This is a genomic window from Sphingobacterium sp. FBM7-1 (genome assembly GCF_020687765.1).
In the GTDB taxonomy this organism is placed as follows: Bacteria; Bacteroidota; Bacteroidia; order Sphingobacteriales; family Sphingobacteriaceae; genus Sphingobacterium.
Window position 1 is genome coordinate 515,800 of sequence record NZ_JAJEWJ010000002.1, and the last position, 26,887, is coordinate 542,686.

Genomic DNA, 26,887 nt, shown 5'->3' on the forward strand with positions numbered 1-26,887 from the left:
GCACCACCATTAAATAATTTTTACGGCTGAAATATGAGCAAAATAACAATAATAGGGAGTGGAAACATTGGGCTTTCTCTTGCTAAAGGACTTGTAAAGTCTGGACAATACATATCCGAAGATATCACGCTCACCCGCAGAAGTCTCGTTAACCTCCAAGAGGAGGCTGCTCTGGGGTTTCAGGTTAGTGATGACAATACCCAAGCCGTCATGGAGGCGGAAATAGTGGTGTTAGCGATTTTACCACAGCAACTTCGTAGAGTTTTAGAAGATATTAAAGATACATTGCACACCCAACAAATTTTAGTTTCGGTTATTTCGGGGGTAAATTGTGCTGATATTAAACAAGTATTGGGTGACGATAAAGTAGTCGTCCGTGCCATGCCGAACACAGCTATTGCTATAGGGCAGTCGATGACTTGTATAGCAGCAGATAATGCGTCCGATACTGTAACAGACCGGGTGCAACGACTGTTCGAGTCAGTAGGATCGGTCGTGGTGATTCAAGAAGACTTGATGACGTCTGCTACCGCACTATGCGCGTGTGGTATTGCTTTTTTTCTCAGAGCTATTCGGGCAGCCTCACAGGGCGGTGTTGAAATAGGTTTTCATGCACATGACGCTCTAAAAATGGCTGTACAAACCGCTAAGGGTGCTGCAGACTTATTATTACAGACCCAAAATCACCCTGAAGGCGAAATTGATAAGGTGACCTCTCCAAAAGGGTGTACAATTGCTGGATTAAACGAAATGGAACATAACGGATTTAGTTCGGCGTTTATAAAGGGGATAAAGTTGTCCGCAGAGAAGGCAGGGGGATTGTATAATGAATAAGGAGATCGCTTATTTGATAGAAGAAGCGACGGCACTATTGAAAGAGATGATAGCGTTACCCTCTTTTAGTAAAGAAGAAAACGACACGGCAGACTTGTTATGTCGTTTTTTCAATGAAAGGGGAGTGGCGTATGAACGTATAGGTAATAATGTCTGGGCCTATAACAAATACAAAAATGAGACAAAACCGTGCATACTATTAAATTCTCATCATGATACGGTAAAGCCCAACCCAGGGTACACGAAGGATCCGTTTACACCTATCATAGAGGAAGGGAAGTTATACGGGCTCGGAAGTAACGATGCGGGAGGGTGTTTGGTTTCGTTAATAGCAACGTTCTTATATTACTACGATAGGCAAGATTTACGTTATAACCTCTGTTTATTAGCCTCTGCAGAGGAAGAAATCTCGGGGAAAAATGGTATTGAAGAAGCGATGAGACATATCGGTATGATGGATTTCGCTATTGTGGGAGAGCCTACGCTATTAAATATGGCCGTCGCTGAAAAAGGGCTAATGGTACTTGATTGCGAAGCGGTAGGGCTTGCCGGACATGCCGCACGGGAAGAGGGAGACAATGCTATCTATAAAGCGATGGAAGCTATTAATTGGTTTCGTACCTTTCAGTTCCCGAAAGTTTCCTCTTTTCTAGGTCCCGTGAAAATGTCTGTAACAGTTATCAACGCAGGTACACAGCATAATGTTGTTCCGGCCTCTTGCACGTTCGTCGTTGATGTGCGTACCACAGATGTTTATAATAATCAGGAAGTTTTGGATATTATCCGTCAGCACGTCTCCGTTGAGGTGAATCCGCGTTCCACTAGACTTAATCCTTCTACCATTGCGGTGGATCACCCCATCGTTCTATCTGGATTGGAGCTAGGTGCCCAGACATTCGGTAGTCCGACGATGAGTGATCAAGCGCTCTTGACAATTCCCTCAATAAAAGCAGGACCGGGAGATTCGGCAAGATCACATTCCGCGAATGAATTTATTTTTTTGAATGAAATTGAACAGGGTATTGTATTTTATATAAATTTACTCCAAAAAGTCCTATAAAGTTATCTGTCTTTTTATGCTTTCTTCTAAGGAGATGATTGTCTCTGTACGTTGGATTCCTGTCATGGATTGAATATCCTCATTTAGTACTTTACGCAAGTGCGCGGTATCCCGACATACTATTTTCGCAAACATACTGTATTGGCCGGTACAATAATGAAGTTCCACAACTTCTTTTATATCTTGTAGCTGTTTTACGGCATCCGAGTATTGAGATCCTTTCTCTAAGTAAATTCCTAAGAAAGCGGTAATGTCAAAACCCACTTTTTGAGGATTAATAATTAATTGAGAACCGTTGATTATTCCGAGTTCTTCCATTTTTTTCATTCGAACGTGTATGGTTCCCCCCGAAACAATCAGTTTTTTGGCTATTTCGGTGTATGGAATTGATGCGTCATCCATTAAAATAGACAAAATTTGTATGTCCAAGTTGTCTAGATCGTAATTTGAATACTTTTTATCCATAAAAAAACGCGTTTTTGCTTTTTTAAATTTTTTGTAAAAATACTAAGTATTTTTTTTAAAAAATTTTATAATTCATAAAAAGCATAGAGTTTATTGTAAATATTTTATATAGGTGTTTTTATTTAGAATTTCGTATTTTTCAAAAAAATGGTCATGGAAATCGAGGACGTCACTATATCGCACAAAAAGCCGATCTATCCAGTAGGTCCGGGGCTCAGCAAATATCTACGGATGTATCAAAGAGATGCTAAACTCCCTTTGACATATAAGGAACTGTTAAATTTTGTGGAGACAGTACCGGTGATGGATAAATATGGAAACGATACATTTTGGGAAACCCCTTTGTATCCTCCTCATATACAAGATCAATTGTATGAGTCGTTGCGCGTGGTATACGCTAAACTTAAAGCGTCAGGCAATACCCGTATTGTAGAACATAAGATTATTGATAGAGTTGAATATTGTGCTTTTGGAAATACCAAACCCTTTCGAATTCGTATCATCAACCGGTTAAACGACGTATACGACTATTTTTACATTAAACAGGCCGACGCTTCGCGAATATATGGCTTGGAATTAGAAGAAATTCTTTCCCCAAACCAAGTGAACTATTTGGTTGATCGAGAGACGTTGGTAGAAGAACATATTGTTGGTATTCCAGGCGATGTGTTTAGTAAAGGTGGAATATATAATGCTGAATATAACCAGACCCGTATCGCGAAAGAATTCGTGAAATTTAACGAACGTTGTATTATCTCGTTATTGGGAGATATGCGGGCGTACAATTATGTTATGCAGATTACACCGGATTTTGATGATTTTCAATTCCGTATCCGGGCGATCGATTTCGACCAACAATTTTACGAAGGGAATCCAAAAGTTTATATGCCACAATATTTCAAGGAAAATCTACCATATGTAAAACTAGCGATGGAGCACTTAACTGAAAAAACGGTGTTGCAGTATCAGCAGGAAGAGCGTTCGTCTATTGTACATCGCGTCCGTAGTGAACGCCATCGCATCAAAGATTTGCGAGACGCGTCGAAATTGCAGACATTGTCAACTCCTGAAAATATCAGCAGACTACGAGAAGGCTATCGTGTATTTTATAATAATGAGGCTTATCTCGATTGCAAGTCGATGACAGATATTGTCGAGCTAAATGTGAAGAATGTTATCCGCCAAGTGAAACTTTAGGGTTTAGCGTAGTCGACGTTGGTTGTCTTTTACAAAAGCCTCCCATCCGGAATAGCTTTTGGTTGTCACACTACTATTTTGTTGGAATGCGTGACATACCGCGACAGCTAAACCATCTGTAGCATCTAAAAATTCCGGAGTTTCGTTAAACTGTAAAATCGTTTTTAGCATCTCCGCCACCTGTTCTTTACTCGCGTTGCCATTTCCAGTAACAGATTGTTTTATTTTACGGGGGGCATACTCAAAAATAGGTATATCGACACTTAATGCCGCCGCCATAGCTACACCTTGAGCTCTTCCCAGCTTCAACATAACTTGAATGTTTTTGCCGTAGAAAGGTGCTTCCAGTGCCACGCAATCAGGTTGATATTCCTGTATAAGAGACATGGTTTTTTTAAAAATACGCTGAAGCTTTAGTCCGTGGTCATCTAAATGCGTCATTTTAACAACGCCGAGGCTTAAAAGTGATAGCTTCTGTCCAACCTGTTTGATTAATCCATAACCCATTACGGTTGTTCCTGGGTCTATCCCCAAAATAACCCGTTCCTTAGCCTTCTCTCTTTGCATGTTACAATATTACGATTTTGCGATCTTAATCTTCCTTTCATACATAATTATTCTAATGAAAAATTAGTAACATTGTGCTTTTATTTGCATAATTGACGAAACAACAAAAGAAATATCTCAACTTAGGAATTAAGTTAGCCATCGTTGGATTGGCAACATGGTTCATCATTTCTAAGATTAACAACCAACAAAACCTCCACGAGTTTAAAACCTTATTACAAAACATTGATCGGTGGACTGTTCGCGGGACACTTGTTCTGGTTGTGATAATGATGTTGATGAATTGGGCGATCGAGATTGTTAAATGGAAATACCTGAGTAAAAGAATCGAGGCTATCAGTTGGTGGAAGGCTATAAAATCAGTTTTTTGTGGCCTTACTTGGGCCATATTTACTCCCAATAGAATCGGCGAATATGGAGGACGTATTCTACTGCTAAAGCCGCGCAACCGAGCCCGGGGGGCGATTGCAATGGGGGTTGGTCTTTTTGCTCAGCTTGTCCTCACCAGTGTGTTCGGCTCCTTGAGCATCGCCTGGTTTATCGCTACTTATCTTCCCACACCCGCTAGTGTGGAATTTGGCGTATGGGTACTGGCTACTATTTATGCATTGGCGTTTGTCATACTTTATTTTAATGTCCAATGGGTAGACTATTTAGTCGGCAAATTTCGATTTTTACGAAAAATTAAGCCTTTTTTTTCCATTTTAGAAGACTTTACACCGCGTGAGCTTTTGCACGTCATTCTTTTATCGTTACTACGCTTTGTGATTTTCACCTCGCAGTATGTTTTATTGATGTTAGTTTTTCTGCCAGAGCTGCCGTTTGTTTCGATGATTTTAATGATTTTTATTTTATTTTTTATTCAATCAGCGGTTCCGTCGCTCGATATTTTTGATTTTAGTGTACGTAGTTTTGTAGCCAGCAATCTCTATGGTTATATCACCTCACAGGAAATTGCCGTTATGGCGATCGTTTCCTGCATTTGGTTTGTTAACCTTATCTTACCCGCTATTATAGGCTCCGTATTCGTTTTAAATGTGAATTATGTGGATGGCGACAGGTCTTGATCTATTTCTCGTCATCATGACGGGAGTATACGTTGTTTTAGTGCTTTATATGTTGCGCGGATGGTTTCGTATTTCTTATTTTAAAGGGGGCGATCGTCCTATCCGTACTTCCGTTTCCGTACTAATTGCGGCCCGCAACGAAGAAGAGAATATCGCTCGTACGCTAGATTGTATTATCCAGCAAGATTTTCCCAAAGAACTTTTGCAAATCATTGTGGTGGATGACCATTCTACCGATAATACAGCGGCTATTGTTGCTACTTATGCTTCGCGCGGTGTTACCTTGCTTTCATTAAACGAGGGAGACAAGCTAAATTCCTATAAAAAGTTGGCGATTACTCGGGGTATAGCTCAAGCTACTGGTGAGATAATTGTTACCACCGACGCAGACTGCCGTATGGGAGGAAGGTGGCTACGTACCGTTGTCAGTTTGTTCGAACAAACAAGCGCTGATATGGTTTCATCACCGGTAGCATACAATGAGGAGAAAGGTTATTTTGAACGATTACAGACTTTAGAATTCTTATATCTTATCGGGTTAGGCGCTGCTGGTATAGGAAACAAAAATCCTACGACTTGTAATGGCGCAAATCTCGCTTACCGACGAAACTTATTTTACGAAATGGGGGGATTTAATGGTATAGATAATCTTGCTTCTGGCGACGATGAACTTTTTTTGCATAAGGTTGCGGAAAAAAAGCCGGAAAAAATAAAATTCTGTAAGTCGAAGGATGCCATCGTATATACCGACGCGAAAGCAACACTTTCTGCATTTATTAACCAACGGAGACGTTGGGCGTCTAAAAGTACGAAATATAGAGACAAACGGGTCGTAATGTTAGGCGTAAGTATTTGGTTGTTCAATTTATCGTTAATAGCTGGCTTGGTACAGTTTATCGCCAACTTACCCAACATCAACGTGTTATTTTTAGCAGCTTTGGCGATGAAATTTCTGGCTGAACTATTCTTCATATACCCACTTTGCCATCTGATAAATCGGCGTGCGTTGCTGATCAACTTATTGCCCCTGTCTATTATACATGCGATTTATCTCGTGTACATAGGGGTAGCAGGTAACGTAGGGAAATACGATTGGAAAGGAAGAAAGGTTAATTAGTTTACCGATCTTCTACCTTTGCTCTAATAATAGCTTCCGCTTTTTTCACGATTTCTTCTGTATTCATTCCGGTGGTATCTATCGGTTGTAATACCTCCCAACTCATGGGAGTGAATGGACGTAAAGGAAAACTACCGTATTTTACCATCAAATAAGATCCCCTAATAGCAATTGGAACTACGAGTGCGTCAGGATTCTTTTTTAAGATCGTGGCTATTCCCCCTACGGAAAAAGGCTTTATTTTCCCTGTTTTCGTACGGGTTCCTTCCGGAAAAATAAAGGCTGACCAATTTTTTGCTTTCATGTTATTGGCCAGTTTTAAAATTTCCGAAATCGATTGTTTAGGATCGTTACGGTCTATGTTTGCAGCACCACCATGTATTAGATTGTAAGATATACTTGGGATTCCTGCCTTAGCGAGTTCAATTTTGGAAATAAATTTTCCATGGAACCGTCTCAAAAAATAAATCATGGGAGGAATATCAAAGGTACTTTGGTGATTCGCAACAAAAATAATTGGTCTTCCCGTCGGAATACTTTTGTTATCTACGAATCGTGTACGGTTAAAGAGCACATAGTTGCAGGCAACTAATAGGCCGTTTAAAAGGTCTACACTTTTTTTATGAGCCGCATATCCGCCAAGTTTAAAACAAATCCATTGTATAGGATGAAAGATTAGCAATGACACAGCAAAGCAGATATAAAATAGGGGTGTAAGTATATAACCAAGTGCTCTTCTCATCGGACTAAAATTTTGCGAATATACTATTATTGAATGAGTTTAGACGAAGGTTGGCATTGGTTTTGGAGAAGACTCATCATATGAAATATTATATTTTTTTAATAGTATTGCTTCAATCCTGTTTGGGATATGGTCAAAAATTTGGGGGAACTTGGAAAGGGGAACTAAAAGTACAGGGTGTTGCGCTACCGCTTGTTTTCCATTTGGAGAACACCTTGACATGGAAAGGAACGATGGAGAGCCCGGCGCAAGGAAACGCCAAACTTCCTGTTAGTGCAATCCACATCGAGCAGGACTCTATATCGATCGCTATTGCTTCGATTGGTTTAACCTATAACGGTAAGTTGTTAACAAATGAACTTATTGAAGGCGTTGTGTCCCAAAACGGTATGACATTTCCAATGCGTCTATCGAAAGCGGAGAAAACGCCAGCAAAACGGCGGAGACCACAACTGCCCGAGCCACCGTATAGTTATGACACATTAGATATTACGTTTTCCAGTGAATACGATAATGTTAAGCTGGCGGGGACTATAACAACGCCCCGTGAAGGCGACAAGCTACCGGCTGTTGTCTTGGTTAGTGGGAGTGGGCCGCAGGATAGAGACGAGACGATTATGGGACATAAACCTTTTAAGGTGATAGCCGATTATCTAACAAAGCAAGGTATTGTCGTGTTGCGGTATGACGAACGTGGTGTCGGTGCATCGACCGGAAATTATCCAAAAAGCACAATAGGTGATTTCAGTCGTGACGTCATTGCCGCGGTAGGATTTATACAAACACTAGAAAGAGTAGACCCGACGCGAGTGGGAATTATTGGGCATAGTGAGGGAGCGCTTATTGCAGAACTGATTGCGGGAGAATCTTCCGCCGATGTTGGTTTTATAGGGCTTTTGGGAGCACCCGCCATACCTATTGATTCGTTGATGGTGTTGCAGGCCTATGAAATTGGGAAAGTTATGGGGATGTCTGCTGAAGAGCTTCAGCAAGCGAAAGAAGTAAATCGTCGAAATTTTGCTACGGTAAAAAGTGATTTAGGGGATGAGCATGCGTACCGACAGATTTTGGAAAACATGTCGTCGCCATTACCTGATCTTTCCGATAATCAAAAAAACGAAATAAAAATGATGGTATTACCGGCCTATCGTTATTTTATGCGCATAGATCCCGTTCCGTTTATCAAAAGAATCGATGTTCCGGTGTTTGCCGCCTTTGGAACAAAAGACGTGCAGGTACCTTTCGCGTCTAATTTAGAGAGCTTGACTGATCATCTGCCGAGAAATGAGAAGAATTTTCTAAAAGCATACGACGGATTGAATCATCTATTTCAAAAAGCCGAAACAGGTGCCGTTTCGGAATACATTGATATCGAAGAAACGTTTAATGAGCAGGTGCTATCGGATTTGGCACAGTGGATAAAAGAGATTTAATTACGGAGTTGTATTTGCAACGGGCAATATTTTACCATTATAATATTTGTGACCATTTTGTGCAAAATCAGCTATATAACGCCCCATTTCAAAAGCAAGTGTTCCCGCTTCTACACCGGGGAATGCAGCTTCAAACATCTCCGTTTGTGCCGAGCCTAATGCTAAACAGTTCACCTTAATTCCTTTCTCTTTAAACTCTTCCGCAAGACATTCCGTCAAGGTAGCTAAGGCTCCTTTACTGCTGGAATAGGCCGACAGACCTGCGAATTTTGATGAGCCTTGAAAACCACCCATGCTTCCTATATTAACGATGTGGCCTCCATTTTTCATAAATGGTACAACATGTTTAATCATGTTAACATGTCCGAGTAGGTTGGTTTGTAATACTTGTGCAAACTCCTCAAGGGAAGTTTCCAGAAACGGTTTATTAATTAATATCCCGGCGTTATTGATCAGTATATCTACCGTATCAAACTTTGATTGGATAAAAGGAACTAAAGCCTCGGGATAGTTGTCGTATATCACGTCAAACTGCGCTGGATAAAGTTCGCCCCCCTCGGGATTGAGTGAAGAAGAGATTTCGAAAAGTTTACGTAATTTGTCTGCCGATCGCGCTAATGCGATGACTTTGTTCTCTTTTTTTGCCGTAAAATCCAAAACTGCTTCAAACCCGATCCCACTACTTGCTCCCGTAATAATGATGTTTGCCATAATATTTATTCTTCTTTTTCTAACACATTTTCTACTTCTTCTACCGAAGGCAATTTATTGGTTCCCAAACGTTGGGGTCTTATAATATAATAAATACCTGAACTAGCGACCAGTAGTGAAATAATATAGAAAAGCAAACTGATCAGTACCGCAAGATGCGGGTCAAGTTGAAAATAGGTGGCTCCAAAAGCCATGAGTGATTCCCGTAAGCCAGCGCCGCCCAGTATCGAAGGTACAATGGCGACCAACGATGAGACTAAAAAGATCAAAAGGTAGGGGGAGAATTTTCCCGTAAAACCCAGCGCATAAAGGATCGCAATAGCGCTCAAAGTCTGAAAACTTTGAACAGCCAGGGCTTTAATATGCGTAACCACGAATTTCGATAAGAATTCTTTGAAAAAAAGTTGTAAAAAATAGAGGTAAGTGGCTGTACCTACCACCAGTACACTAATAGTGACAGTATGCGGTATAGCAAGTCGCGGCATAAACATAATCAGACACCCGGTGATTACGGATAATGCCCATAACCCACTTAACCGATCAAAGAATACAGCGGTTAATACCTTTCTTCCTTGCACCGCATAATTCTTTTTTAAAAAATATATTTTATAGCCATCTCCGCCAATCCCCCCTGGTAGAAAAAAATTATAGAGCAAACCGACTTGATAAAGCCTTAAATTATAACGCTCACTGATATCCAATCCAATCACTTTTAAAAAACTATTTAGCCGAGATGATGCGATCAGTTGCGACAAAGCATAGCTTAATAAGGCGAGCACAAGATATAATGGATTACATTCTTGGAGTGCGATCTTAAGTTCGGTGAAAGATATTTTCTGTGAAACCCAATAAATCGCCGTTGCCGTAATGACAATTTTAAAGGTATTTTTCACATATGTCCACAATTTGTTTCTCTTAATCACCTCACCCAATCGATAAAATGCGTGTATAGAATAGCATAAGATACAAACATACAAAGATACCTGTTAACGAGAAAAGCCAATTATATTCCATTCTCCCATATTTTTCTCTTAAAACCGGGATTAAGAGTATCGTAAATATTAACAGCAGTAAAATAGGGAAAATAAATGCCCAGCGATTTGGGAAAAAAATCTGTTGAGACATCAGCTCGGGATTGGTGAAATATACAATTATCGGGAATACAATAAGGATGATCGTAATCCGTAAAATGGCTTTTGCTACAATTTTGCTTATGGTATGATTTTTGGATGAACCCATTTAATGCAAAGTTATATTTTTATATTTGCGAATATACTCAATTCAGAAAACTAATTTTTACATTATGCGAAAACATATCTTATCTCTATGTACCATTTTTACCTTAGCCCTATTATTGGTGTCTTGCGGTGCTCAAAGGAAATCTTCGGTAAGCGGTGGCTCGTTAAATAACGATGGTCCCTCTGCTCGGGAGTGGAGAAACGGACTCAAAGGTAAGTGGGTGTTAAATTCGGTAGATCGGGAAGATATACCTGCGGCCTACACCATAAAGAATATTTTTGACGAAGCCCCTGTAGATTGTTTTATCGGTAGCGTATGGACGCTTCCGGGAGGCAATTACCAAGGAAATATTCGTTTCAATGCTGCGGGCACATTATGTGCGGACGGAGCTAGTCGCAATATCATTTGGTCTATATACGATATTCCAAATGACAATTTGCATCCCCAGTTTCAGTTTAAGAAATTATATTCGGGAGAGAAAGCCCGAAATGTAACGTCGGGTTATCGCCTAGACCTGTCGTATTCCGACGGGCAGTCATTAGTTATGCGTATGCCTATTCCTTTGGATAATGGAACAGGTAATCTTGTGTTAAATTTTTCCCGCGTACAAGACTAAGCAGTAATATGATAACGCGTGGGGAATAATTTTACTATTTAACCCACGGCGTTATTTTCACGAAGATATGGATACAAATCCCCCCAAAGTAGCCCTAATTACCGGTATTACAGGCCAGGACGGCGCGTACCTCGCTGAGTTTTTATTAAAAAAGGGCTATATCGTCCACGGTTTGAAAAGACGTTCCTCTTTGTTTAATACCGACCGCATTGATCATCTTTATCAAGATCCACATTCTAAACCACGCAATTTTGTATTACACTACGGCGATTTGACAGATTCGAGTAATCTGATTCGGATCATTCAAGAAGTACAACCCAACGAAATTTATAACTTAGCTGCGCAATCTCACGTTAAGGTAAGTTTTGATACGCCCGAATACACCGCTAATGCAGATGGAATTGGAACGCTTCGTATCTTGGATGCGGTGCGCCTATTAGGTTTAGTGCAAAAGACGAGAATATATCAAGCATCAACCTCAGAATTATACGGTTTAGTACAAGAAGTTCCTCAAAGCGAAAAAACGCCATTTTATCCGCGAAGTCCGTATGCCGTAGCAAAATTATACGGCTATTGGATTACCGTCAACTACCGAGAAGCCTACAGCATGTATGCCTGCAATGGTATATTATTCAATCATGAAAGTCCCGTTCGTGGAGAAACTTTTGTCACCCGTAAAATAACACGGGCCGTGGCAAAAATTGCATTGGGTTTACAAGATAAACTGTTTCTAGGGAATTTGTCTGCTCAACGGGATTGGGGTCATGCGAAAGACTATGTAGAGGCCATGTGGCTCATTTTGCAACAAGAGGAACCGGAAGATTACGTTATTGCCACGGGAGTTACCACCACGGTTAGAGACTTTGTACGAATGGCTTTTGCTGAAGTGGGGATCGAGATAGCATTTAGCGGTAAAGCTGAACAGGAGAAAGGGGTGATTATCGATTTTGACGAAGAAGTATTAAACCGATTAAATATACCGATAGAAAATATAAAGCTGGGACAGACAGTAGTAAAAGTAGATCCTCAATATTTTCGGCCTACAGAGGTCGATTTGTTGGTTGGTGACGCTTCAAAAGCAAATCATAAACTCGGTTGGTATCCGAAATATACCTTGCCGATGCTGGTTAAAGATATGGTATACAGTGATTTGAAGCTTATGAGGAGAGAAGAGTATTTAGCAAAAGGAGGTTTCGAGATACTAAATTATTACGAATAAAATCTACTTAATTTGATTGGAATTGGAATAGTTTTTGTGAAGTTACTAAGGGGCAATGATTTGCGGTATTTTATGTGAAAAAGAGGATGTACAGACAACAAGATATGGAGAAAGTTGGAGCAAGTGAAGCAACCGCCAAAAGTCCGGAAGATTCGTCAAAGAAAAGTAATTCGAAAATTTATTTCTTTATAATAGCGATTGCGGCCTTACTTGCCACTAACGTTTATTTTTATGTTAAATTTAAGTCATCGGGAGAGAAGCTCTACACGATGGCTATCCAAAAACAAGATTTACAGATCGAGATTGATCGTATCGAGGCTGAATTAGATAATCTAGTCGCGCAAAAGGAGGTAGGTGTCGACTCGGCGATGCGCGTTTCGGAAATGAGATCAAGACAGGTTATTAGTGGCTTGCGAACGAGACTTGAAAACCAAAGCGTTTCGGAAGAAGACATGCTCGTTGCTACGAGAGAGGTAGCCCGTTTAAAGGGAGACGTATCTGCGTTACGGATAGCGCTTAACGAATTAAAGGTTAGAAATGAACTTCTTCAAAAGGAAAACCAGACACTGACTAGCCGAGTTACCACGACAAGCAAAAAAGTAACGGTTCTCTCCAATGAGAATACAACTTTAAAAGGTAAAGTGCAGGTTGCTTCCGCGTTAAAAGTTTCTAACATACAAGTGAATGGAATTTCGATTTCCAAAAAAGGGAAAATTGAAACAGAGTCCCGGGTCCGTAGAGTGGACCAATTACAAGTTCTATTTTCTGTAGCAGATAATAATCTTGCCCCAAAGGGAAGTAAAGAAATATTCGTCCGAGTTATTGATCCATTAGGTAATCTATTCGGTGACGCAAACAATATGTTTTATGTTCACGGTGAAAAATTACAATATACGTTTAAGGAATCGATTAACTTCACGAATAATGGAGAAGAATATCAGTTCTTATGGTCTCATGATAAGTTCCAAAAGGGAGCGTATACTGTTTTATTGTATAATGATAACGCTATCATGGGACGGGCCAGTGTGGTGTTGAAATAGGTACAACACCTCTACGTTAACTTTCCTTTCGATCGATCGGTAATTTTATGATAAAGGTCGTTCCGATATTAGGTTGGGTCTTGAAGTCAATAGAACCACCTATCCCAGTTACGGTCTGTTTAACAAATGCGAGCCCCAGTCCGGTACCTGAGCTCTTTGTTGTGAAATTGGGTTTAAATATTTTAGGGATAACATCCTCGGGAATACCATATCCGTTATCCTGAATCAGAATTTCTATCGTATTCCCCCCACCGTACCGTAAAATAACTTGAATTTTAATCTTTTTTCGGCCTATGCTTGCTTCAATAGCATTTTTAAATAAGTTATTGAACGTGCGCAAAAATTGGTCGCGGTCGCCCTGCACATATACCGATTTATCGGATGTTTCGTTCATCAGATGAATGGTCGTATTGCTCGTGTTGTTAAATAAGTTAATAGCCTTTCGGATCTTCTCAATCAGATCAATTTTCACTAAACTTGTTTCCGGTAACTTGGCAAAAGCAGAAAATTCAGTTGCAATGGTAGAAAGCAAATCAACTTGTTCTATAATCGAGGTGGATATCCGTTTAAAGCGCTCTTCAAAACGACTATCATTTTCTTGATAGGACCGAATCAATTGTTGTATACCCAGTTTCATAGGGGTAAGCGGATTTTTGATTTCATGTGCTACCTGTTTTGCCATTTCTCGCCAAGCTGTTTCCCGTTCCACATCCCGTAATTGCCGAGCACTTTCCTCTAATTTAATCAGCATGTGGTTATATTCCTTGATGAGCATACCAATTTCATCATTTCGATCCCAATAAAGCGGTTCATTAATCTTACTGGATAATTGCGTCTCTGCTAGTTTCATGCGTACAATATCCAATGGTTTCGTTATTTTTCGAGACAAGGTTACGGCTATAAAGCCAAACAAGATGATAATAAATGTGTAAATGTTTAAAATGGTGTTTAGCAACAAATTCTTGTTGTCCGCAGCATCTTTTTCTGTCGTATAATAGGGGATATTTAAAAAAGCAGCTGTGGTGTAGTCTTCGTATTTGATGGCGGAATATACCGAGGAGAACCAAAAGTGGGAAATGCGTTCTCGTTCATAAGCCTCTGAGCTACGCAACACGGACAACTTATTCAAAGCGGTAGGATTCATAAACTCAGACATAAGCTTAAGGTCGAAAATACGTTGTTGTGAAGAATACAGGAGTTTGCCTGATCGATCGTATAAATTGAAATTCGTCATGGTAGAAGGTGCCATCTCTTTCAGCATTTCCACAATTTTTTCCTTAAATCCCTCCTGATCTTGTGTGCCCGCCACGTAGTTTTCAATCTTTTTAGTAATTTCTGCGATCTCTTTTAAACGGTTATTTGTTGTGGTTTCTTCTAACTGCCGATTTAAACTGATAAAGGCTACGGCTCCAGATATTAACGTTCCTAATAATACCGAAATGCTCACCAATGCTTGAATACGCGTACTGTACTGAACGTTATTAAGCAACATACGGAAGTGATATTGGATACGGTTCCATCTGAAAGATATACTGAAAAAAGTCTTTACCAGATAATTAGTGAGGTTAAATAAGCCGAAAAAGATTAGGAAAATGATAAAGATGATGGACGCCAACGCGAGATGTTCCCAAAGAGAAGCTTTAGGCATACTGAAGATTATAGTCGTATACTGATCTGGTTTGTAGGCGAGGTGATGGTGATGATCATTGACGGCTAACGGAATAAATTCACCCAGTTTATTAGGAATGCCAAGATCATTTTCCATATAACTATAAGATCCATACTGTGTCACCAGGTTGTTCCCTTTATATAATGCGTAGGAATTATCTTTAAAAGAATCGGTCTGCCAGTTGGTGGTATTATTATCTGCCAAAATCTCCGGATAGGGAAGAGAGGTGCTATAAGAGAGATTTTTTATATTCAGATAGATGTGGTGAAACTTTTCCGGATCGTTTTCGTAAGGAATGGGGAAATGCGTGAAATATTCGTGCGTGCCCAGTTCGCTGCGTAAGCGGTAGAAGTTGGACGTGAAGGGAATTTTGATCGCACTTTTAATTACGTTCTCTCGATATTCAGCAGGTTTGTCGACCAGATAGTTTTCCAAAGGGAGACCTTCGTTATCGTAATAAAACGCTTGAAATTCGAATCTAGATAGGTAGCCACTCATATATCGTGTTCTGATATAGTCGGTGATATAAGGGATATCTCCAACGCTATCGCGCATGCTAAAGAGTTTGCTCAGGCGATAATCCTGAACAATATTCTTTTCCAAATCTATAAAGAGTGAAATCGCATTTACGTCATCTTCTGCTAATAGGTGAGCGATCGACTGCTCCATTCTGTCTATTTTTTTGATTTCATTATAGTGATTGTAGGAAATAACAGAAATCACGGAGAATAACAATACCGTTAAGATAAAGGTGGAAAGTTGATATGGCGATGAGAAATGATAAACTTTATATGTACGGAGAAATACCAACGCGCCAAATAGAATGCTGAAAAAGATATTGAAGCCAATTAGAGCCGTTAATATAAGAGAAACAGCGAGGCAGAATAATTCTATATTCAGTATGATTGTAATGTTATCTAGTAGTTTCCGCACCATTTGTACAATCCGATCGATATACAGAACTAAGGTGAGTACATTAATGCAGAATAAAAAAAGACACAGCCACCCATAGGAGCCAAGGTTGAGGATCTTTGTGAAATCATTTTCATATAGTGGGGAGTGGGTAACGAGTGTTCCCAGAAAATAATAGATAAGATGTCCGAACAGATAAACCGAAAAAATACCCATGATGGAAAGCATAATCGCGTATTTTCGATCGGATAAAAATGCAGGAATCTGGATGTACTTCCGGATAGACATAATGAAGCACATGAACCAAAACATGGCCGAGGTGTTCACTAAGAATGACCAAATATTAGGAAAAAACCGGTTATAAGCGTAATGTTTGGGGTCAAATAATTCCAGATTGGAATGAATGAACAACCAGCTAGACTTTAGGTCTAAAAATCGAACGGCTATCAAAACACTTGCAAACAGGATAATTCCTAACCATGTTTTACCTTTTCTAGCGAAATATACAGCGATACTATTTATGAGTATAATTAGACACACCAGGCCCGCAACCCAACAAAAGAATTGTAAGTTGATGTATAAATTGTCTTTCTTTCCTTCTATTAATTTGACCGAAAAGAGATAACTGCCATCTTTGCTATAGATATTCCGTATGTTTTTATTATCGTCATAGCGTGCGATTTCGAGGTTGTTCACTCCAATGGTAGAAAGAAAATTATTACGTAAAAATTGATTAGTATTAGTGAAATTTCGTTTAATAGGTACTAAAGCGAGTACGGAAATCCCATTCGCTAGTTCTTTCTTTTTTGTTAAAAATGAACGGTTTTCCGTTTGGATAATAGAGGTAGGCCGGCGTAGACCAACATCACTAAAAGGAACGTATATATTCGTAGACCAATGAACGATTTGATTGTCATTATATACATAAAAATAGATGAATTCTTTTGCAATTTTAGTGGTTAGGCTGGTCAGTTGTAATGGATACTTATCCGCGTGTTGAAAAGTCTTGAGAACGAGGCTGTCTTGCCATATTTCGTCTATTTTGTCCTCATACCAATGGATTTTCCGAGTAAGCTTTTTTTCATCCAGGTCAAGCATATCTTCATCCATAATGGTGAAATGGATGGTGAGGGCTGTGCCCATCAGGGATAGCGTTAATACCAAGAGCAAAAAACGAATCTTTGTAAGCATCTCCATTTTTTTCGTACGATGGATGTAAACCTAAATAAAATGCTTGGCATTCACGAATACCAATAGTAAAAAAATCCCCGTTATGTACGCATAACGGGGATGTCTTGTTTTCTTATCTAAAGAAAATGCCTATTAATGTGTGTGGACATCCTCTTCCCGGAAGAATTTTGCTCCAAAATATTCGCGATTCATGCGAGATATATTAGACAATTTGATACCCTTCGGACATTCCGCTTCACACGCACCTGTATTTGTACAGTTACCGAAACCCTCTGCATCCATTTGATCAATCATAGCTTGCGCTCGTTCGTAACGTTCGGTTTGTCCTTGTGGTAGCAAGGCAAATTGGGAAATTTTAGCCGATACAAATAACATAGCCGATGCATTTTTACACGCAGCTACACAAGCACCACAACCGATACATGTAGCAGACTCAAACGCTTCGTCAGCGATACGTTTAGGGATAGGAATGGCGTTAGCGTCTGGAACACCTCCAGTATTTACATTTACATATCCACCAGCTTGTTGAATGCGGTCAAACGCTGTACGATCTACCGCTAAATCTTTTAAGACTGGAAACGCGGCAGCTCGCCAAGGTTCGATAACAATGGTTTGCCCATCATGGAAAGAACGCATGTGTAGTTGACAGGTAGTAATGCCATACTTTGGTCCATGAGGACGGCCGTTAATAACTAACGAGCACATACCACAAATACCTTCACGGCAATCATGATCAAAATATATCGGGTCTTCACCCTCGCGCGTAAGGTCTTCGTTTACCACATCCAGCATTTCTAAGAAAGACATATCATCTGCGATGTCCTTCGCTTGGATAGTAACAAATTTACCTTTGGTTTTATCATTTTTCTGACGCCAAACTTTCAGCGTTAAATTCATATGTTGTGCCATGATAATATCTCCCTGCTATTTATAACTTCTTTGTGTTAATTTAACGTTTTCGAAAACTAACTCTTCTTTGTGTAAAACTTCTGGCTGATTATCGCCTTGGTACTCCCATGCAGATACATACGCAAAGTTTTCGTCGTCGCGCTTCGCTTCTCCTTCTTCTGTTTGTGACTCTAAACGGAAATGTCCTCCACAGGATTCCGCACGGTTTAAAGCGTCATCGACCATTAATTCTCCCAATTCGAGGAAGTCTGCTACGCGTCCGGCTTTTTCTAAAGACATATTCATCTCTTCATTCTCACCCAACACTTTTACGTCAGACCAGAACTCTCTTTTTAATTCCTGAATTAAGCCTTTCGCTTTTGTTAAGCCTTCTGCTGTACGGGCCATACCACAGTATTCCCACATGATATTTCCCAATTTCTTATGTATATCATCGACAGTCTTCGATCCTTTCAAGCTTAGCAGCGTGTCAACGTTATGCTGTACTTCTTGTCGAGTTTGTTCGAAAGCAGGATGATTCTTGTCCACTGGCGCAAAACTTCCCAAGTTAGCTAAGTAATCACCCACGGTGTAAGGAATCACGAAGTACCCGTCCGATAAGCCCTGCATAAGTGCAGAAGCTCCTAGGCGGTTTGCACCGTGATCCGAAAAGTTACACTCACCTAAAGCATACAGACCTGGTACAGTAGTCATCAAATTATAATCTACCCAGACGCCACCCATAGTATAGTGTACTGCCGGATAAATACGCATAGGTTGCTCATACGGGTTTTCGTCGGTAATTTGGTAATACATATCGAATAAGTTGCCGTATTTAGCTTCCACCGTGTCTTTTCCCAAACGTTTGATAGCGTCGGCGAAATCTAAGAATACTGCTACTCCAGATTTACCAACACCGCGACCGTCGTCAACCATTTCCTTCGCATTACGTGAAGCCACATCACGAGGCACCAAGTTACCGAAGGAAGGATATTTTCTTTCCAAGAAATAATCCCGATCTTCTTCTTTAATATCTATGGGCTTTAATTGTCCCTGACGTAGTCTTTCAGAAAGTTCTTTTGTTTTTGGAACCCAAACTCGACCATCGTTACGAAGGGATTCTGACATTAAAGTCAGCTTGGATTGATGGTCACCTGTTACGGGAATACAAGTTGGGTGGATCTGTGTATAACAAGGATTGGCAAAGAAAGCACCACGTTTGTGAGCTCTCCATGCAGCCGTTACGTTACAACCCATTGCATTTGTAGAAAGGAAGAATACGTTTCCATATCCACCAGTACACAATAATACCGCATGTCCCTCGTGAGCTTCTATTTTGCCCGTAACCATGTCACGCGTAATGATACCCCGCGCATGTCCGTCGATTTTAACCAAATCTAACATCTCATGTCGTGTATAAGAAGTCACTTTTCCTTTTCTGATTTGACGGTTCAAAGCAGAATAAGCACCTAATAACAATTGCTGTCCAGTTTGTCCGCGGGCATAGAATGTACGGGAAACCTGTGCTCCCCCAAAAGAGCGGTTGTCCAACAGACCACCATATTCACGAGCAAAAGGAACGCCTTGTGCCACACACTGGTCGATAATATTAACGGAAACCTCCGCTAGACGATAAACGTTCGCCTCACGTGCACGGTAGTCTCCCCCTTTAATGGTATCGTAGAATAAACGGAAAACAGAGTCACCATCATTTTGATAATTTTTAGCAGCATTTATCCCCCCCTGAGCAGCAATAGAGTGTGCTCTACGAGGAGAATCCTGATAGCAAAACGTTTTAACATTGTAACCAAGCTCTGCTAAAGAAGCTGCAGCTGATGCGCCTGCCAAACCCGTACCTACGACGATGATCGTGAATTTACGTTTGTTGGCTGGGTTGACCAGCTTCATATTGAATTTATGTTTTGACCATTTTTCGGCTAAAGCGCCTACAGGTACTTTCGAATCTAACATGTTTTTAAATAATTTATATTTATTAGATAGTGATATCTTAAAATATTATTTAACAAAATAAAAATATAGCGGCATCAATGCGAAAGCAATCGGAATGATGACCCCGAATACCCAAACACCCAAAAAATCGATGATAGGTACATATTTTTTATGGGAAACACCCAAAGTTTGGAATGCAGACTTGAAACCATGAATCAAGTGAAATGACAAGGCAGCCATCGCCAAAACATAGAAAATCACGATTCCTATATTTTGGAAGGAAAAGTCTACTTGTTTGTAAAGATCTCGTGCTTTTATGATCTCTACGTTGTTCTCTACGGTCACCTGGTAATCATTAAAGTCAGCGGCTTGGATTTCCTGAACAGTCGTCTCGCCCGTTGCCAAATCCGTGCGGTATTCTACATAAGGTACCTGATCGTTATGGTATTTCCACCAAAAATTGTACATGTGTGTAGCTAGGAATACCAAAATGATGGTACCCAAGATTCCCATGTTACGTGAGTTCCACTTGCTATTTGCACCGCCGTCAAATTGGGCATAGCGAATAGGACGAGCAGCCTTATTTTTCCGTGTTAAAATTAAGGCATAAATAGCATGAAAAATGATGGATGCATAAAGTAGATATGACACTACTTTAATCGGGGCAAAATTGGTCATAAAATACGCATACTGGTTGAAAGCGTACCCCGCGTCGTTTTTAAATAGTTGCAAGTTGCCAATCAAGTGAATGATCAGGAACAGACATAAAAAAATCCCCGTCAAGCTCATGATTAGTTTTCTTCCAAGTGAAGAATTTAAAACTGGCTTTGAATTACTCATTATCCTAGATGTTTATATATATTTTCGCAAATCTATTTATTTACTAACATAAATATGACGAAGTGATAGGAAAACAAATAATTTAGAATGTTTCTAATCAAAAAAGAGGCTGCTCTGTGGAGCAACCTCTTTCATTATTTTAAAGTCTCAAGGGCTATAGGAAAGAAAAACCTACTCCAAGCGTCCACATTTTTATTTTCTGATCGTAGTTACCGTTCTCAGAAAGATTTGTTAAACCGTGTTCGTAACGTAGGTCAACGGTAAAGCTGCTGATATCGACGCCTACACCACCAATAAGTCCAGTAGAACTTTTTTTATACTCTCCCCATTCCGCGGGTTTTACGAAATTAATATCGTCGTTTTGTCCAAAAGAGAATACCGGCCCTGCCTGGATACGGGCTCCTATAGGTCCAAGACCAATCCGTGTGCCCAATAAAATAGGCACATCAAAACTTTTAAACGTAACACTGCCATCTTCCGCCCCATCGGGTTGTACACCCACTTTTTTGCTAGCGTAATAAGCCTCCGGTTGCACATGGAACCCAGCGATTCCTACGCGACCCCATGCGCCCAATTGAAATCCAGTTTTCGTGTCGGAATTAAGAAATTTTCCTTCAGATCGCAGGCTAGAGAAGCCTAATCCACCCTTCAAACCTACTTTAAATGTAGGGAATAATTGAGCCTGTGAAATGCCGATAGTAGCCATCAAACAAATTAATACAAGTAGAGATTTTTTCATGTGAAAAATATTTGTTTATTTTATTACAACTACAATAATAAGATATTTGTTTTAAACTTTGATATATGAGTGTGTTAAAAATAACAGCCGAAGCCTGGGAAGTCTTGAAAATAAAATTGAGTAGGAAATATAACCATTTAACGATTGGGGACTTAGCTTATACACCAGGTGAGGAGAATGCGTTGGTGACGAGACTAGCAAAAAGGCTCCGCCGCGATAAGGATTACATTGAGTTTACGTTGGCAAAAGAATTGTCGAATCTGAAATCAAATCGGTTATAAGATGCGGAGTACCAATCGGAACGGAAAGGATAAATTTGAAAAGGTATAGGGATGAAAGTATATAATTTTGAACCGACAGATTTTGACCCCTTGGCCACAGATGAAGCCTACATGCGAGAGGCGCTAAAACTGGCACAGAAAGCATTTGATGAAGATGAAGTTCCCATTGGAGCTATTATCGTAAGTCAGGGCAAAATTATAGGGAGGGGATATAACCTCACAGAGCGACTGAATGATGTAACTGCACATGCAGAGATGCAGGCTTTTACCGCCGCCTCCAACTATATGGGGGGCAAATATTTGAAAGATTGCACGCTGTATGTTACCGTAGAGCCCTGTGTCATGTGTGCGGGAGCTTCTTATTGGACGCAAATTCCAAAAATTGTATTTGGTGCGGTAGATGAAAAAAGAGGAGCGTCTCAATATGGGGCACTTTATCACCCTAAAACACATGTTATTTCGGGTGTGTTGGGCGTAGAATGTGGGGATTTAATAAAATCATTTTTTCGTAATAAAAGGGGAGGGAAAGAACTTTTGGCAGGTAAATAAAACCGAAGGCCATTGGAAATTGTTATATTCGTGTTCTTATTTAATTATAATCAAAAAACAGAAATATTATGGCATTTGAATTAGAAGCTTTACCATACGCAAGCGATGCGTTGGAACCGCACATTGACAAAGCAACCATGGAAATTCACCATGACCGTCACCACCAAGCCTATGTAGACAATTTAAATAAAGCGATTGCAGGGACAGATGCTGAAAACTTATCTTTAGAAGAAATCAACAAAAACATCTCTAAATATCCTGCCGCTGTTCGCAATAATGGCGGAGGACATTTTAACCATAAGCTTTTTTGGACTATTTTAAGTGAAAATGGCGGAGGCGAACCTACAGGTGAGTTGGCAGAAGCTATCAACCAAACGTTTGGTTCATTTTCAGAACTGAAAACACAATTGCAGAATGCAGGCGCTACGCGTTTTGGATCGGGTTGGGCGTGGCTTATTGTTAAAGCAGACGGGCAACTTGCTGTAACCTCTACTCCAAATCAAGATAACCCATTGATGGACGTCGCCGAAGTACAGGGTGCACCTATTTTGGGAATTGACGTATGGGAGCACGCTTACTATCTAAAGTATCAAAATAAGCGTCCAGCTTATCTTGATGCAGTTTTCAATGTTGTCGATTGGAATGCGGTGGCGAAACGTTATCAAGAAGCAAAATAAGGGTCTTAAATAAAAAAGGCTGGGAACATCTTCCCAGCCTTTTTTATTTTTATTCCGTTTCGGTAATATGTTCATCGAGATCGTTTCCGCTGACCTCTGCACGAATTTTAGCTTCGAGTTCGTCGCTTAAATCTGGATTGTCTAATAATAACGTTTTGACGGCATCACGCCCCTGTCCCAATTTGGTGTCTCCATAGCTAAACCAGGAGCCGGACTTTTTGACGATGCCATATTCTACACCTAGATCAATAATTTCGCCTACTTTTGAAATTCCTTCTCCAAACATAATGTCAAATTCTGCCAAGCGGAAAGGTGGAGCAACTTTGTTTTTTACAATTTTTACTTTAACACGGTTACCTGCGACTTCGTCACTATCCTTAATTTGGGAAGTTCTGCGAATGTCTAACCGAACAGAAGCATAGAATTTTAAGGCATTTCCGCCCGTGGTCGTTTCCGGATTTCCGAACATCACGCCGATTTTTTCTCGCAATTGGTTGATAAAGATACAGCAGCAGTTAGTTTTGGAGATAGTTCCTGTCAGTTTCCGCAAAGCTTGAGACATCAAGCGAGCTTGTAAGCCCATTTTGGAGTCGCCCATTTCCCCTTCAATCTCTCCCTTAGGTACTAACGCAGCTACAGAATCAATAACAATAACATCGATTGCACCTGAGCGGATCAGGTTGTCGGCAATTTCTAGCGCTTGTTCACCATTGTCTGGTTGAGAAATAAGCAGGTTTTCTACATCTACACCTAATTTTTGCGCGTAGTATTTATCAAAAGCGTGCTCTGCATCGATAATAGCTGCTATTCCCCCTTTTTTCTGAGCTTCGGCAACAATATGGGTAGCTAAAGTAGTTTTACCGGAGGATTCCGGGCCGTAGATCTCAATGACACGACCTTTAGGTACTCCACCGATACCGAGCGCAATATCCAAACCAAGTGATCCGGTAGAAATAGCTTCGATCGGTTCTACGGCGGAGTCGCCCAATTTCATAATCGTACCTTTACCATACGACTTTTCTAGTTTATCTAACGTTAACTGTAAAGCTTTAAGTTTATCTGCGTTGCTCATATTTTTAGTATTGACTGATCAAAAGTAAGATTAAAATTTAAATAACCAAAATTATTTAGCTAATATTATTAGTTTTTTTATTTAGATAATGGGTTTCAAAATATTTACAGAAATAGGTAATAGGGCATTCTTCGCATTTGGGTCTTCTTGCGACACAAATATACCTGCCGTGGAGGATAAGCCAATGATGAGCGATGGCTATTGTGTCTTTCGGGAGATACTTGATTAATTGTTTTTCTACAGCGAGAGGAGTAGTAGCACGACTAGTAAGGCCTAGGCGGTTACTTACGCGGAAAACATGCGTATCGACCGCCATGGCGGGTTGGTTGTATACCACCGAAGAGATTACGTTGGCGGTTTTTCTTCCTACGCCAGGCAACTTAATCAGATCTTCTACTTTTTCTGGAACTTCACCGTGAAATTCTTCTATCAATTTTTTAGCCATCCCTACCAAATGTTTTGCTTTATTGTTTGGATAGCTCACAGAGCGGATGTATGTAAATACTTCCTCCGGCGTGCTGGCAGCTAATGCGGGAGCATCCGGGAATTGTTCGAACAACTTTGGAGTGATCTGGTTAATGCGCTTATCTGTACATTGCGCAGATAAAATTACAGCTACCAGCAGTTCGTATGGATTGCTATAGTTTAATTCTGTTTTCGCATCAGGATTGTGGGTCGAAAAATACTTTACAAATTCCTGATACCGTTCTTTTTTCAGCATGAACAAAATTAGAAATAAAAAGTATAAACCTAAAAAATGAGGTACAAATGGGCGGTAACGTCGTACTAAAAAAACAAAGTCTCCAATTAATTTGGAGACTTTGTCATTTTACCTTTTTAAGCTGCGAGAATAATTTAATATATTCTCTAAGGTTTTGGGACTGGGTTCTTTTACCAATTTTTGTAAATTGGACTTTAGATTTTGTGTAATTGTTTCATCCACTATCTCTACCATGCTCGCCCTTTCCTCGCTTAAATTGGTGTCATGTTCCTTTGTAAAGAATTCTACCATAAGCGTTTTATTAGATAAGTAAGTACATATTAAACGCCGGATAAAAAGTTATAGTATGTGGAATTTAACATTTTTTCACTTTCTTTCTTTTACATAACGCTCTGCCGCTTCAACAGCAGCTCTAGCATTCACAATGCCGCCCGAAACGCTGATCTCATCCAAGTAAACCTTCTTCGTTGAACCGTCTACTCGAATTTTGACTTTTTCGTCGACTTTCGTTGCTGATTTTAAGATAATGTCCTTCACTTCTTTGGCGCTTAGCTCCGGATAATAAGAACGTAACAACGCAGCTAATCCTGATACTACTGGTGCGGCCATACTCGTTCCATTTTGTTCCTTGTAGGTGGATTTTGGCATTGTAGAGTTAATTTTTACACCAGGAGCAAACACATCAACGGAGCGATACCCAAAATTAGAAAATTCGGCTAGTAAATCTCCATCCAGACCAGAGGAGGTAGCACCTACAGTAATCCAATTGGAAGCTTCTCCTGTTACAGCATCCAGGCTGTCAGTATAATATTTTGTAGGGTAATTCTTGGTCATGTCAATATTTTTGGCATCGTTACCTGCTGCATGTACCAAGAGTACATCCTTTTTTTCTGCATATTTTATGGCTTCATCTACGGTCTTTTTGTTATATACATATCCTTTTCCGAAACTCATATTAATTACTTTTGCACCGTTGTCTACCGCATAGCGTATACCATTTGCGACGTCTTTATCCCGTTCATCCCCGTCAGGGACCATCCGCACGCCCATAATCTGCACGTTATCTGCTATTCCATTGATACCTATTCCGTTTTGACGTTTAGCCGCGATAATGCCTGCCACATGGGTCCCGTGGTCAGCGTCGGGTCCTTTGATATCTGCATTTCCATAATAACGTTCATCCGCATCTTCATAATTATCCCCGACGATATGGCGAGTATCATAAGATTTATTCAGATGATAGTCTACCTGCGCCCTGTAGTAATTAACGGCATCCTCCAGTTCTTTATAAAAATCTTGAAAACTTTTGTCGTCGTTGAGTTCTCTTTTCGTCATACGAATAGCCAGTTTTTGACGATCTGTCTTCGGCTTAAATGCTTCGATATCGGCTTTGGTCAAATCTTCGATCGTTTTGCCTATACTGTGGGCAACAGCGTCGATCTCTTCTTTCAATCGGCTGTAATTTAGGTTGCCAAAATTTGCTTGATCCAGCTTACTGGTATAATCGCTGATCATCCGTTGGTAAGCTACAAACTCCCTTCGCTCATCCTCACGTAGGGGGGTAGAGGGAAGAACCGAAATGTATTTGGGTTCGTAAAGACGGATTAAACGTGTAACTTCCAAATTGTCGTAGTGTACATTATCGCCATTTGCGTTTCCTATGAAATTCCATCCATGCACGTCGTCAATATAGCCGTTATTATCATCATCCACACCATTTCCCGAAACTTCTTTAGGGTTTATCCACATGACGTCCTTTAAATCTTCGTGCTCGTAATCAATACCACCGTCCAATACTCCCACTACCACTGTGGTTGACTCCCGGCCATTTAAAAGTTCGTATGCTTTTTCTGTACTAATTCCACGTATACCATCTGCTTCGTGATCTAGATTGTACCAATTTGGGGGATTCGTATCCTTAGATTGTGCATTTCCCAACAGGGGAAGTATACATACACCTAATAAAACAAACCGTTTCCATGTCCTCATTATATGTTCTTGTTTCATCAAGAGACAAATATACGGTAACTCCGGAGTCGACGTTGTTAAAAAAATATAAATTACGATACAGAAAGTGTAGAATAACTCGGG

25 protein-coding genes are annotated in these 26,887 nt (G+C 40.2%); 12 read left to right on the plus strand and 13 right to left on the minus strand.

All coding sequences use genetic code 11. The features are described from left to right. Positions 1-33: 33 nt before the first annotated feature. Both proC and LKO28_RS06565 read left to right on the plus strand, forming a co-directional pair. A complete protein-coding gene (gene proC / locus LKO28_RS06560; RefSeq protein ID WP_227693900.1) occupies positions 34-834 on the plus strand; it encodes a pyrroline-5-carboxylate reductase in 801 nt (266 codons plus the stop codon). Beyond that, positions 827-1,894, plus strand: a complete 1,068-nt coding sequence (locus LKO28_RS06565) for a M20 family metallo-hydrolase (protein WP_227693901.1) — start codon at positions 827-829, stop codon at positions 1,892-1,894. The genes proC and LKO28_RS06565 overlap by 8 nt, the downstream gene beginning before the upstream one ends. Here LKO28_RS06565 and LKO28_RS06570 read toward each other — a convergent pair. After that, positions 1,889-2,359 (minus strand): Lrp/AsnC ligand binding domain-containing protein, encoded by a 471-nt coding sequence (locus LKO28_RS06570; protein WP_227693902.1) that lies wholly within the window; start codon positions 2,357-2,359, stop codon positions 1,889-1,891. The genes LKO28_RS06565 and LKO28_RS06570 overlap by 6 nt on opposite strands. A 153-nt stretch (positions 2,360-2,512) precedes the next feature. On the opposite strand from LKO28_RS06570, the gene LKO28_RS06575 reads away from it, so the two are divergent. Then, entirely contained in the window at positions 2,513-3,556 is a 1,044-nt protein-coding gene (locus LKO28_RS06575) for a hypothetical protein (protein WP_227693947.1), read from the plus strand. A gap of 3 nt (positions 3,557-3,559) precedes the next feature. Here LKO28_RS06575 and ruvC read toward each other — a convergent pair whose 3' ends face one another. Beyond that, complete coding sequence (gene ruvC / locus LKO28_RS06580) at positions 3,560-4,123, minus strand: crossover junction endodeoxyribonuclease RuvC (protein ID WP_227693903.1); 564 nt, start codon at positions 4,121-4,123, stop codon at positions 3,560-3,562. Positions 4,124-4,215: 92 nt separating this feature from the next. Here ruvC and LKO28_RS06585 point away from each other — a divergent pair, with 92 nt between their 5' ends. Both LKO28_RS06585 and LKO28_RS06590 read left to right on the plus strand, forming a co-directional pair. Then, positions 4,216-5,190, plus strand: coding sequence for a lysylphosphatidylglycerol synthase domain-containing protein (locus tag LKO28_RS06585; RefSeq protein WP_227693904.1), 975 nt, complete (start codon positions 4,216-4,218; stop codon positions 5,188-5,190). Next, positions 5,174-6,307, plus strand: a complete 1,134-nt coding sequence (locus LKO28_RS06590) for a glycosyltransferase family 2 protein (RefSeq protein ID WP_227693905.1) — start codon at positions 5,174-5,176, stop codon at positions 6,305-6,307. Before LKO28_RS06585 ends, LKO28_RS06590 begins: the two co-directional genes overlap by 17 nt. Before the next feature lies 1 nt (position 6,308). On the opposite strand, the gene LKO28_RS06595 is transcribed toward LKO28_RS06590, so the two are convergent. Further along, complete coding sequence (locus tag LKO28_RS06595) at positions 6,309-7,049, minus strand: lysophospholipid acyltransferase family protein (RefSeq protein ID WP_227693906.1); 741 nt, start codon at positions 7,047-7,049, stop codon at positions 6,309-6,311. Positions 7,050-7,129: 80 nt separating this feature from the next. Between LKO28_RS06595 and LKO28_RS06600 the strand changes: the two genes are divergently transcribed. Beyond that, positions 7,130-8,482: an alpha/beta hydrolase family protein gene (locus tag LKO28_RS06600; protein WP_227693907.1), complete on the plus strand. Its 1,353-nt coding sequence runs from the start codon at positions 7,130-7,132 to the stop codon at positions 8,480-8,482. Here the strand turns inward: LKO28_RS06600 and LKO28_RS06605 are convergent, their stop codons facing one another. Together LKO28_RS06605 and LKO28_RS06610 are read right to left on the minus strand one after the other, a co-directional pair. After that, positions 8,483-9,193 (minus strand): SDR family NAD(P)-dependent oxidoreductase, encoded by a 711-nt coding sequence (locus LKO28_RS06605; protein WP_227693908.1) that lies wholly within the window; start codon positions 9,191-9,193, stop codon positions 8,483-8,485. A 5-nt stretch (positions 9,194-9,198) separates the two neighbouring features. Then, entirely contained in the window at positions 9,199-10,086 is an 888-nt protein-coding gene (locus tag LKO28_RS06610) for a lysylphosphatidylglycerol synthase transmembrane domain-containing protein (protein WP_227693909.1), read from the minus strand. A 410-nt stretch (positions 10,087-10,496) separates the two neighbouring features. On the opposite strand from LKO28_RS06610, the gene LKO28_RS06615 reads away from it, so the two are divergent. The 3 genes from LKO28_RS06615 to LKO28_RS06625 all read left to right on the plus strand — a co-directional run bounded on the left by LKO28_RS06615 (position 10,497) and on the right by LKO28_RS06625 (position 13,307). Further along, the gene (locus LKO28_RS06615) at positions 10,497-11,048 is read left to right on the plus strand and encodes a hypothetical protein (RefSeq protein WP_227693910.1); all 552 of its coding nucleotides are present in this window, start codon (positions 10,497-10,499) and stop codon (positions 11,046-11,048) included. Positions 11,049-11,115: 67 nt separating this feature from the next. After that, complete coding sequence (gmd, locus tag LKO28_RS06620) at positions 11,116-12,267, plus strand: GDP-mannose 4,6-dehydratase (RefSeq protein WP_227693911.1); 1,152 nt, start codon at positions 11,116-11,118, stop codon at positions 12,265-12,267. 86 nt (positions 12,268-12,353) lie between these two features. Further along, positions 12,354-13,307, plus strand: a complete 954-nt coding sequence (locus LKO28_RS06625) for a hypothetical protein (RefSeq protein ID WP_227693912.1) — start codon at positions 12,354-12,356, stop codon at positions 13,305-13,307. Positions 13,308-13,323: 16 nt separating this feature from the next. Here LKO28_RS06625 and LKO28_RS06630 read toward each other — a convergent pair whose 3' ends face one another. The 5 genes from LKO28_RS06630 to LKO28_RS06650 all read right to left on the minus strand — a co-directional run bounded on the left by LKO28_RS06630 (position 13,324) and on the right by LKO28_RS06650 (position 21,496). Further along, positions 13,324-17,085, minus strand: coding sequence for a sensor histidine kinase (locus tag LKO28_RS06630; RefSeq protein WP_227693913.1), 3,762 nt, complete (start codon positions 17,083-17,085; stop codon positions 13,324-13,326). A gap of 126 nt (positions 17,086-17,211) precedes the next feature. Next, positions 17,212-17,988 (minus strand): succinate dehydrogenase/fumarate reductase iron-sulfur subunit, encoded by a 777-nt coding sequence (locus LKO28_RS06635; protein WP_227693914.1) that lies wholly within the window; start codon positions 17,986-17,988, stop codon positions 17,212-17,214. Between the two features lie 15 nt (positions 17,989-18,003). Further along, positions 18,004-19,938 carry a fumarate reductase/succinate dehydrogenase flavoprotein subunit gene (locus tag LKO28_RS06640; protein ID WP_227693915.1) on the minus strand — a complete coding sequence of 645 codons (1,935 nt, stop codon included), beginning with the start codon at positions 19,936-19,938 and terminating at the stop codon, positions 18,004-18,006. Positions 19,939-19,983: 45 nt separating this feature from the next. After that, positions 19,984-20,757 (minus strand): succinate dehydrogenase cytochrome b subunit, encoded by a 774-nt coding sequence (locus LKO28_RS06645; RefSeq protein ID WP_227693916.1) that lies wholly within the window; start codon positions 20,755-20,757, stop codon positions 19,984-19,986. 154 nt (positions 20,758-20,911) lie between these two features. Further along, positions 20,912-21,496: a porin family protein gene (locus LKO28_RS06650; RefSeq protein WP_227693917.1), complete on the minus strand. Its 585-nt coding sequence runs from the start codon at positions 21,494-21,496 to the stop codon at positions 20,912-20,914. 65 nt (positions 21,497-21,561) lie between these two features. Between LKO28_RS06650 and LKO28_RS06655 the strand changes: the two genes are divergently transcribed. The 3 genes from LKO28_RS06655 to LKO28_RS06665 all read left to right on the plus strand — a co-directional run bounded on the left by LKO28_RS06655 (position 21,562) and on the right by LKO28_RS06665 (position 23,003). Continuing rightward, positions 21,562-21,777 (plus strand): hypothetical protein, encoded by a 216-nt coding sequence (locus LKO28_RS06655; protein ID WP_227693918.1) that lies wholly within the window; start codon positions 21,562-21,564, stop codon positions 21,775-21,777. Between the two features lie 51 nt (positions 21,778-21,828). Then, positions 21,829-22,326 (plus strand): nucleoside deaminase, encoded by a 498-nt coding sequence (locus LKO28_RS06660; RefSeq protein ID WP_227693919.1) that lies wholly within the window; start codon positions 21,829-21,831, stop codon positions 22,324-22,326. 68 nt (positions 22,327-22,394) lie between these two features. Further along, on the plus strand, positions 22,395-23,003 hold the full coding sequence (locus LKO28_RS06665) for a superoxide dismutase (RefSeq protein WP_227693920.1): 609 nt from the start codon (positions 22,395-22,397) through the stop codon (positions 23,001-23,003). Between the two features lie 49 nt (positions 23,004-23,052). Here LKO28_RS06665 and recA read toward each other — a convergent pair whose 3' ends face one another. The 3 genes from recA to LKO28_RS06680 form a co-directional block, all read right to left on the minus strand. Beyond that, positions 23,053-24,075, minus strand: a complete 1,023-nt coding sequence (gene recA, locus LKO28_RS06670) for a recombinase RecA (protein ID WP_227693921.1) — start codon at positions 24,073-24,075, stop codon at positions 23,053-23,055. Between the two features lie 55 nt (positions 24,076-24,130). After that, entirely contained in the window at positions 24,131-24,796 is a 666-nt protein-coding gene (nth, locus tag LKO28_RS06675; RefSeq protein WP_227693922.1) for an endonuclease III, read from the minus strand. Between the two features lie 366 nt (positions 24,797-25,162). Further along, entirely contained in the window at positions 25,163-26,785 is a 1,623-nt protein-coding gene (locus tag LKO28_RS06680; RefSeq protein WP_227693923.1) for a S8 family peptidase, read from the minus strand. Positions 26,786-26,887 lie beyond the last annotated feature (102 nt).

Excerpts from the sequence above, each read along its gene's own strand:
- proC (WP_227693900.1), top strand. The coding sequence starts at position 34 with ATGAGCAAAATAACAATAATAGGGAGTGGAAACATTGGGCTTTCTCTT.
- LKO28_RS06565 (WP_227693901.1), top strand. The coding sequence starts at position 827 with ATGAATAAGGAGATCGCTTATTTGATAGAAGAAGCGACGGCACTATTG.
- LKO28_RS06570 (WP_227693902.1), bottom strand. The coding sequence starts at position 2,359 with ATGGATAAAAAGTATTCAAATTACGATCTAGACAACTTGGACATACAA.
- LKO28_RS06575 (WP_227693947.1), top strand. The coding sequence starts at position 2,513 with ATGGAAATCGAGGACGTCACTATATCGCACAAAAAGCCGATCTATCCA.
- ruvC (WP_227693903.1), bottom strand. The coding sequence starts at position 4,123 with ATGCAAAGAGAGAAGGCTAAGGAACGGGTTATTTTGGGGATAGACCCA.
- LKO28_RS06590 (WP_227693905.1), top strand. The coding sequence starts at position 5,174 with ATGGCGACAGGTCTTGATCTATTTCTCGTCATCATGACGGGAGTATAC.
- LKO28_RS06595 (WP_227693906.1), bottom strand. The coding sequence starts at position 7,049 with ATGAGAAGAGCACTTGGTTATATACTTACACCCCTATTTTATATCTGC.
- LKO28_RS06600 (WP_227693907.1), top strand. The coding sequence starts at position 7,130 with ATGAAATATTATATTTTTTTAATAGTATTGCTTCAATCCTGTTTGGGA.
- LKO28_RS06605 (WP_227693908.1), bottom strand. The coding sequence starts at position 9,193 with ATGGCAAACATCATTATTACGGGAGCAAGTAGTGGGATCGGGTTTGAA.
- LKO28_RS06615 (WP_227693910.1), top strand. The coding sequence starts at position 10,497 with ATGCGAAAACATATCTTATCTCTATGTACCATTTTTACCTTAGCCCTA.
- gmd (WP_227693911.1), top strand. The coding sequence starts at position 11,116 with ATGGATACAAATCCCCCCAAAGTAGCCCTAATTACCGGTATTACAGGC.
- LKO28_RS06625 (WP_227693912.1), top strand. The coding sequence starts at position 12,354 with ATGTACAGACAACAAGATATGGAGAAAGTTGGAGCAAGTGAAGCAACC.
- LKO28_RS06630 (WP_227693913.1), bottom strand. The coding sequence starts at position 17,085 with ATGGAGATGCTTACAAAGATTCGTTTTTTGCTCTTGGTATTAACGCTA.
- LKO28_RS06635 (WP_227693914.1), bottom strand. The coding sequence starts at position 17,988 with ATGGCACAACATATGAATTTAACGCTGAAAGTTTGGCGTCAGAAAAAT.
- LKO28_RS06640 (WP_227693915.1), bottom strand. The coding sequence starts at position 19,938 with ATGTTAGATTCGAAAGTACCTGTAGGCGCTTTAGCCGAAAAATGGTCA.
- LKO28_RS06645 (WP_227693916.1), bottom strand. The coding sequence starts at position 20,757 with ATGAGTAATTCAAAGCCAGTTTTAAATTCTTCACTTGGAAGAAAACTA.
- LKO28_RS06650 (WP_227693917.1), bottom strand. The coding sequence starts at position 21,496 with ATGAAAAAATCTCTACTTGTATTAATTTGTTTGATGGCTACTATCGGC.
- LKO28_RS06655 (WP_227693918.1), top strand. The coding sequence starts at position 21,562 with ATGAGTGTGTTAAAAATAACAGCCGAAGCCTGGGAAGTCTTGAAAATA.
- LKO28_RS06660 (WP_227693919.1), top strand. The coding sequence starts at position 21,829 with ATGAAAGTATATAATTTTGAACCGACAGATTTTGACCCCTTGGCCACA.
- LKO28_RS06665 (WP_227693920.1), top strand. The coding sequence starts at position 22,395 with ATGGCATTTGAATTAGAAGCTTTACCATACGCAAGCGATGCGTTGGAA.
- recA (WP_227693921.1), bottom strand. The coding sequence starts at position 24,075 with ATGAGCAACGCAGATAAACTTAAAGCTTTACAGTTAACGTTAGATAAA.
- nth (WP_227693922.1), bottom strand. The coding sequence starts at position 24,796 with ATGCTGAAAAAAGAACGGTATCAGGAATTTGTAAAGTATTTTTCGACC.
- LKO28_RS06680 (WP_227693923.1), bottom strand. The coding sequence starts at position 26,785 with ATGAGGACATGGAAACGGTTTGTTTTATTAGGTGTATGTATACTTCCC.